Raw genomic sequence first — 7,458 nt, 5'->3', positions numbered from 1 at the left:
CCCACACACCGTCCCCGCCGCCCACCTCCCCAAAGGCTCGGACTTCCCCCACCGCGGCATCGCTCTCGGCCTCGACGAAACCAACCTCGAACCGGCCTACGCCGACTTCGAAACCGACCCCTTCCTCCTCATCCTCGGCGAAAGCGAATCCGGCAAGACCGCCACCCTCCGCCACATCGCCCACAAGATCACCGAGCGCTACACCTCCGACGAAGCCAAGATCATCGTTGGCGACTACCGACGCACCCTCCTCGACGCCATCCCCGCCACCCACCTCCTCGAATACGCCCCCACCGACGACACCCTCGACGTCCACATGAACGCCCTCGCCGGCCTCATGGAACGCCGCAAGCCCACCCCCGGCGTCACCCCCCAACAACTCCGCGACCGCAGCTGGTGGACCGGCCCCCGCTTCTTCGTCCTCCTCGACGACTACGACCTCATCGCCACCAGCACCGGCAACCCCCTGGCCGTACTGACCGACAAACTCCCCTACGCCCGCGACACCGGCATCCACTTCATCCTCACCCGCACCACCGCCGGCATCTCCCGCGCCCTCTACGAACCCGTCCTCCAACGCCTCACCGAACTCGGCGCCCAAGCCCTCATCCTCTCCGGCGACCCCAACGAAGGCGACATCCTCGCCAACGTCCGCCCCCGCCCCATGCCACCAGGCCGCGCCCACTACATCACCCGCAAACGCGGCACACCCCTGGTCCAACTCGGCTGGCAACCGGATCAGTAGCCTTCCAAGCGGCTACCGACGGCTATGCCTCTCATGGAACCTCCGCAACCATGGCCCGCACAGCGCCCAAGCCACCGGGCAAGGATCACTGAACCGCCCCGGGTTCGATAGAGATCTCAGAAGTTGGTTGTGACCTGGGGTTTCGTGGTTGAGAGGTAGTGGCTGTTCTCGTCTTCGACGGGCGGGCCGTGGCTCATCTCACCGTGGAGTCGTCGATGGTTGTACCAGTCCACGTATTCAGCGGTGGCGAGTTCGACGTCGGACAGCGTCTTCCAGGGCCGCCGGGTCTTGATCAGCTCGGTCTTGAACAGGCCGATCGTGCTCTCCATCAGGGCATTGTCGTAGCCGTCTCCGACCACAAGACTGAGCAGCATCCCACCACCCCAAGTGTTCCCCGCCGTCGACCTGCCGAAGTTCACGGATCAGGCCAATCAACTGCAGCGAAGATCGCTCCGGTAATAACCTGGGCGCTAGGGAGGGGACCCCAATCCATGAGAGCGGACACGGTCGACCTGCGGCGGATCTTCGGCAGGGACGTGCGTTACACGGTGCCGCTGTTCCAGAGGCCGTACGTGTGGAACCGGTACGAACCGGTCGGCCCTGTAGGAGGATTTCCGCCGCATCGTCGAGCGGGCCGAGCAGGCGGCTCTGACCGGGGAAACGATGGCACCGCACTTTTGCGACCTTGCACCCCAGGTCCCGGGCGACGGCCAGCGGCAGGGCGCCGATGGAAGCAGGCTGGTCGACCGCAACGAGAGCGGTTTCGTGCTTGGTCTTCAGCTTGGTGAAGACCTCGCGGAGCCTGGGCTCGGTGTTGGGCAGGCGCTTGTCGAAGGCCTCGCCCACATCCACATGATGAGGAGCCTCCCGACCTGCGAAAAGGACGCTGGTCATGCCCCCAATCAGCGGTCTGTCGATGCCTCCGGAGCCGGTGACACCCCCCAGGCCGCATGTTCGACAGGGGGGAGAAAGTCATGCCAACTCCGGAGGGCAAGCGCCCCATTGCGGTGCCACCAATAAGGCAATGTGGAACGCCGCACTTGGGCTAGTGCCGCATCAGCCAACGTTCGCCCTGTTGGCGACTGATATGCCGTCAGGACAGACTTATCAGCATGGCCGGGAGGCTCAAGGGAGGATGGCAATGCATGTGGCGACGGCATACGTGGAGAACCCTTTAGTGAAGGCGGTACTGATCGTTGTTCTGCTGCTCGTGCTCTTGACCACATTGTTCATCGCGGGGGCAGGCCCGAGGACCAGCCCCAAGGAGAAGGCTCGGCGCAGAGAGGCACTGGAAGAGAAGTGGGAAGCCGAGCTCAGGCAAGAGGAAGAGGAGCGGGAAGCCAGGGCCAGGCGAGAGGAAGAGGAGCGGGAAGCCAGGGCCAGGCGAGAGGAAGCCAGGGTCGAGCAAGAGATTGCCAGGGCCAAGCGAGAGGAAGAGCAGCGAAGGGCGCACACCCGTGAGCGGCAGCTAAGGGCCCGTGAAGAGCGGCGGCATGCAGACGCGTTGTGGGCTGATCCAAAATTACGCGAAGACATCCTGGACCATTACCTGAGATGGCTCCTCAGCAGGCCGAGTGAGGAATCGGATAGCGACCGGTCAACTCTTGTGTGGTTCCGTGGCCAGAAGCTCAACCAAGCAGTCATCGAGCGGGCCCGCACCTGGGCGAGCAGCGAGGGCTACGCTGTGCACGACGGACGACGCTGGCGGCTCACCCGCCGCGGGCAGCGCATCTTCGAAGAGTACGGGGGAGACAGAAAGCGCATGAGTAACGTAGAGAAGAAGCGCCAGCAGCCCAGTGTCAAGATCGACGCGCGTGGCGCCGGCACGGTAGCGCACACGATCAGCGGTGGCGTCCAAAAGAGTACCGTGAACAACACGGTGCCGGGCGCACAGACATCAGGAGAAGTGGACCTAGCGGCTGCGTTGCAGTTGGTCGAGCAGTTGCGCCGGGCGCTTCCTGATGCCAACGGCCTTTCACGCTTGGATCGGGAGCGGGCCGAGGATGATCTCGGTAATGTGGACCGTGAACTACGGGCTTCGGCTGAGGACCGGAATCCGGGCCGTATCCAATCAGCTCTGGAGGGCCTTCGCACCACGTTCGTCAGCGTGGACGGACTCGTTCAGGTGGTAAACCAGCTTTGGGGCCACGTCCATGTGTGGTTCTCCTCCTGAGGGCGGTTAGCCCTGCGCGATCAACTCCATGCTGATCGGTCTGTCCTGGCGGCATGCCAGTCGCCAGCACAGGGCGAACGTTGGCTGATGCGGCACTAGTCAGGTGATGACAGCCCGAAGGGGACCGGTCCGGGAGCCGGAACACACCCGCGCGATCAGCGGTCGGCTTCCGCCTGCTCGACGATGCGGCGGAGCTCGGCGATGTGGCCGGCGAGGGCCTCCCGGCCTTCCGGGGTGAGTGCGAGCCAAGTGCGCCGGCGGACCTTCGTGACCTCGGCGTACTGGGCTGCCTGCAACACCTTGATGTGCTTGCTCAGCACCGAGTCGCTGACGTCCAGCGCCTCGCGGACGACGGAGAACTCCATGGCGTCGACGGGGGCGAGCATGCTGCATATCTGCAACCGGTTCGGCGCGTGGATCACCTCGTCGAAGGCCGCGCCGGTCATCTTCCGGCCCGGATGTCGCGTCGGGCAACTGCATCGACGCGGTACCCCACGGCCACGGTGAGCACGCCGATGACGCCGCCGGCCACGGCGATGGCCCAGTGCACGCCGGCTCCCCACTCCAGGTACATGCCGGCGGCGGCCAGCAGGACGAGGGCCAAGACGTACCCGCCGTAGACCTTGATGGCGCCGGGGGTGGAGGTGTAGCGCTCGTACGAGACGCCGGTCGCGCGCCGGACCGCGTAGCCGAGACCGAGCACCACGATGACGAGTACGGCGCCCGCCCAGGAGGCCACCCGCAGGCTCATGGCAAGGAAGACGAGCGCGAGCGTGGCGCCCAGGCCCACGTGGTACCACCACGGCGCGACGATGCGCGTGGCCGCACGAGCCTGGGAGGCGGCGACGGCATCCAGGGCCGAACGGGCCGAATCCGGAGTCGTGTGCCCGGGGCTGTCCGAGTTAGTTTCCATGACGGAAAGCATTACAGGTCACTTGCCGTCATGGCAAGTGACCTTTTCGCAGCCCTGAGACGGCTACAGAAACGGAGGGAGCGAGTCCCATCAGCGGAGTTGGCCGCGAGTGGTCGCCGATAGTCAAGATCGACACGCAGCGATCCTCACCCATGACCCCAACTGCCGGCGCGGATCATCGAGGGCTGCGAGAGGTTGCGGCTTGCGCAAGCCAAGCTGCATCTCTTTAACGTCAATGATTGGCGAAAGAAACCGATTGACGCTTCGCCAGTTGAAAGAGTCCCGTTTTGCGTGAGATCATTAGGGTTCGCGGAGGCCCGCTCGCTGCCACCGCTCGGTGCGCAGCCCACGCCATATCACGGCCCCCGATGCCAGATCACGCTCGCCGGCGGTACCACCGTCCTGGCCGTCCAGGACCACCGTTCCCCCCTGGTTGAGTTGCGGTTCCGGCTTCCCCTTGGCGCCCTGGGGTGGCAGCACCCGGACGCGGTCGAGGCGCTGATACGGCTTCTGGCCGGAAGCGGCGGAGCGACCAGCCGCCGCATCGAGGCCACCGGTGGCAACTTCCGCATGACCACGGATGGTCAGTGGTTCGACGTCACCGGCTACACCGCACCTGACCTGGCGACGGTGTGGCTGGACCGACTCGCCGCACTCACTGCTCCGATGCGCGGCGCGCTGCCCGCACCGGGCCGGCCACTGCGGCCGCACACTCCGGACGCGGTGATGGACACCGCGTTACGCCGCCACTGGCTCGGGGCCGGACGTCCGGTGGCCGCCCCCGACGACCTCTGCGCCGTGCACCGCTCGGTCCTGGAACACGGCGGCGGCTGGCTGGTCGCGGTCGGCGCCTTCGATCCCGAGCGCTTCACCGCCGACGCGGCACGGGCGCTGTCCGACTGGCCGGGGGCCTCCTCCACGACCGTGCCCGTCCCGAGGGTCCTGCGGGACGGGCGGCCGGCCACCGGGATCCTGGCGCTGCGCGACGACGCGGCGGACGACGTACGGCTGGCCCTGAGCGCCCCGGAACCGGCAGGCGGGACCGGCGCCGCAGCGCGCTATCTGGCCACAGCGGTGATCTGCACCCAATACGGCTCCCGGGTACCGGAGCACGTACTCCGGGCGGGCCTCGTCCCCACGCTGTACGCCGCCCGAGACGTCTGCCTCGGCTTCCCCCGGGCCGGCATCAGGGCGACCCTGCACCAGCAGGACCCGGCAGAGGGGACCACCGCCGTCCGGGAGACGCTGCGGGCGTTCCAGAGCTCACCGGTCACCGCGGCGGAGCTGGCGCCGATCCGGGCCTTCTGCGCCGCCCAGTTGCTCGGCGCCTTCGACTCCCCGGCCGCCAAGGCCGACCTCCTGCGGGACGGCTTGTCCGCCGGTCGGCCAGCCGACTGGGCGGAGCGCCTGCCGGACCTCCTGTCGCAGGCGACCGCTGCGGAGGTCACCGCGGCCTGCGCCGCGCTCTTCCTCGTTGATGACATGGACCTCGTCGTGCTCGGCAGGCCCAGTTCGGTCACCGAAGTCTGCGACCAGTGGACGGCCCGCCACACATGACCGTTCTTTCCAGCCGACGCCTCCGGAAGCCCTCTCACAAAGCCAGGCCCGTGCCCGCCCGCCCCATGAGCTCGGCCGCGCAGCCCCGCGACACACATCTGTGCCTGATCCACCGCACCGGGCACACCCCCCACGACACGCAGGAGGGCGTCGCCCACCAGCTGCAGCACCGGTTCCCTCGCATGCGCCGACAACAAGTCCACGAGTACGGGACCGTATGCCGCGTAAACCCCTGCACGCAGCCGCGCCAGATCACCGCCACCCCAGTCCTCGTTCACCCGACCGAAGTTACCGGCTCTGCAGGGGCAGCACAGCCTCGACGGTGACCCGCGGCCCGGAAACCCGCAGCTCGCCCCCGTTCCCATCTGTCTGTGTCCCGCCGAGGACTCGAACCTGCGGCCAGGAAGCCGCGCGGTTCCACGATCGCTACCCACACGACACAGCGGGCCCCGATACGCTCCGGCTGACGCCCGCAGGGATGTCACGGCCCGTGGCCCTGCACCGGCCGGCTCGTGGCGCCCCGTCAGCAACGACATCCGTAGCTGCACGACACCCCATACAGCTAATGCCCCGTCAGCTCTATCCAGCGCCGATCCAGCAACGGTGCGGATAACCAGGGATGATGACAGGTGACGAGACGTCAGGAAATCCAGCACGGATCCAGCAACGGGCATGGCGACGGGGTCGGACCCGAAGCGACCCGACCCCATTTGACCTGCGTGTTTGCCAGGTCACTACGCCGATGCTATGGCAGCGGCTACACGTTGAACCGGAACTCCACCACATCCCCGTCCTGCATCACATACTCCTTGCCCTCCATGCGGGCCTTGCCGGCCGCGCGGGCCTCGGTCACCGAGCCGGTTTCCACGAGGTCGGCGAAGGAGATGACCTCGGCCTTGATGAAGCCCTTCTGGAAGTCGGTGTGGATGACACCGGCGGCCTCGGGGGCGGTGGCGCCCTTCTTGATGGTCCAGGCGCGGGTTTCCTTGGGGCCGGCCGTCAGGTAGGTCTGCAGGCCGAGGGTGTTGAAGCCGACGTGCGCGAGGGTGGCGAGGCCGGGCTCGTCCTGGCCGACGGACTGCAGGAGCTCCAGGGCCTCGTCCTCGTCGAGCTCGGCGAGGTCGGCCTCCAGCTTGGCGTTGAGGAAGATCGCCTCGGCGGGGGCGACCAGGGCGCGCTGCTCGTTCTTGAAGTCCTCGTCGGTCAGCTCGTCCTCGTCGACGTTGAAGACGTAGAGGAAGGGCTTGGTGGTGAGGAGGTGGAGGTCGTGGAGGAGCTCCTCCTTGCCGGAGCCCTGGACGATGCCCGCGGAGAAGAGGGTGTCGCCCTTCTCCAGGATCTCCTTGGCCGCCTCGACCGCCTTGACCTTCGGGGCCACGTCCTTCTTGATCCGGGACTCCTTGACCAGGCGCGGCAGCACCTTCTCGATGGTCTGGAGGTCGGCGAGGATCAGTTCGGTGTTGATGGTCTCGATGTCGTCCTTGGGCGAGACCTTGCCGTCGACGTGGACCACGTTCTCGTCCTTGAAGGCGCGGATGACCTGGCAGATCGCGTCGGACTCGCGGATGTTCGCGAGGAACTTGTTGCCCAGGCCCTCGCCCTCGGAGGCGCCGCGGACGATGCCCGCGATATCGACGAAGTCGACGGTGGCCGGGAGGATCTTCTGGGAGGAGAAGATCTCGGCCAGCGCGGCCAGGCGCGGGTCGGGCACGCCGACGACACCGACGTTCGGCTCGATGGTGGCGAACGGGTAGTTGGCCGCCAGCACGTCGTTCTTGGTCAGGGCGTTGAACATGGTCGACTTGCCGACATTCGGCAGACCGACGATTCCGATCGTGAGCGACACGGTGGCGACTCGACTTCCGAAGGGGAGGTGGTGGGGTGGGCAGCCGCTCCGGGACGGGAGCCCTGGACGGCCGATCCACCAGTCTACGGGGCGGGGGACGGCGCGCCGCCGCCACCGGGACCGGCCACCCGCCCCGCTCCGCCCCCCGTTACCTTTTAGATGGCCCCGATGATCTTGGGGCTCCCGGCCTTCTGGCCCGGCATGACTATGTCCCCCTGTCGACC

General features: G+C 67.1%; 5 protein-coding genes and 3 pseudogenes. 3 read left to right on the top strand and 5 right to left on the bottom strand.

What is annotated here, in order from left to right; all coding sequences use genetic code 11:
• A pseudogene (locus EST92_RS31440) lies at positions 1–745 on the top strand (type VII secretion protein EccC); the annotation flags it as partial.
• 116 nt (positions 746–861) lie between these two features.
• Here the strand turns inward: EST92_RS31440 and EST92_RS32480 are convergent.
• Together EST92_RS32480 and EST92_RS29990 are read right to left on the bottom strand one after the other, a co-directional pair.
• Positions 862–1,101: pseudogene (locus EST92_RS32480) on the bottom strand (integrase core domain-containing protein); the annotation flags it as partial.
• Positions 1,102–1,423: 322 nt separating this feature from the next.
• Positions 1,424–1,579 (bottom strand): annotated as a pseudogene (locus EST92_RS29990) (transposase); the annotation flags it as partial.
• 307 nt (positions 1,580–1,886) lie between these two features.
• On the opposite strand from EST92_RS29990, the gene EST92_RS29985 reads away from it, so the two are divergent.
• Positions 1,887–2,918: a hypothetical protein gene (locus tag EST92_RS29985; RefSeq protein WP_129283837.1), complete on the top strand. Its 1,032-nt coding sequence runs from the start codon at positions 1,887–1,889 to the stop codon at positions 2,916–2,918.
• A gap of 155 nt (positions 2,919–3,073) precedes the next feature.
• Here EST92_RS29985 and EST92_RS29980 read toward each other — a convergent pair whose 3' ends face one another.
• Positions 3,074–3,364 carry a transcriptional regulator gene (locus EST92_RS29980; RefSeq protein WP_129283836.1) on the bottom strand — a complete coding sequence of 97 codons (291 nt, stop codon included), beginning with the start codon at positions 3,362–3,364 and terminating at the stop codon, positions 3,074–3,076.
• Positions 3,361–3,831 carry a hypothetical protein gene (locus EST92_RS29975; protein ID WP_254069144.1) on the bottom strand — a complete coding sequence of 157 codons (471 nt, stop codon included), beginning with the start codon at positions 3,829–3,831 and terminating at the stop codon, positions 3,361–3,363. Before EST92_RS29975 ends, EST92_RS29980 begins: the two co-directional genes overlap by 4 nt.
• Positions 3,832–4,122: 291 nt before the next feature.
• On the opposite strand from EST92_RS29975, the gene EST92_RS29970 reads away from it, so the two are divergent.
• Positions 4,123–5,388, top strand: coding sequence for an insulinase family protein (locus EST92_RS29970; protein WP_129283834.1), 1,266 nt, complete (start codon positions 4,123–4,125; stop codon positions 5,386–5,388).
• Between the two features lie 757 nt (positions 5,389–6,145).
• Here EST92_RS29970 and ychF read toward each other — a convergent pair.
• Complete coding sequence (gene ychF / locus EST92_RS29965) at positions 6,146–7,234, bottom strand: redox-regulated ATPase YchF (protein ID WP_129283833.1); 1,089 nt, start codon at positions 7,232–7,234, stop codon at positions 6,146–6,148.
• Between the last annotated feature and the right edge of the window lie 224 nt (positions 7,235–7,458).

It is taken from the genome of Streptomyces sp. TM32, from assembly GCF_004122755.1.
GTDB classification, from domain to species: Bacteria; Actinomycetota; Actinomycetes; order Streptomycetales; family Streptomycetaceae; genus Streptomyces; species Streptomyces sioyaensis.
Note: the sequence above shows the minus strand (reverse complement) of the source record. Positions and strands in the feature narration are given on the sequence as shown.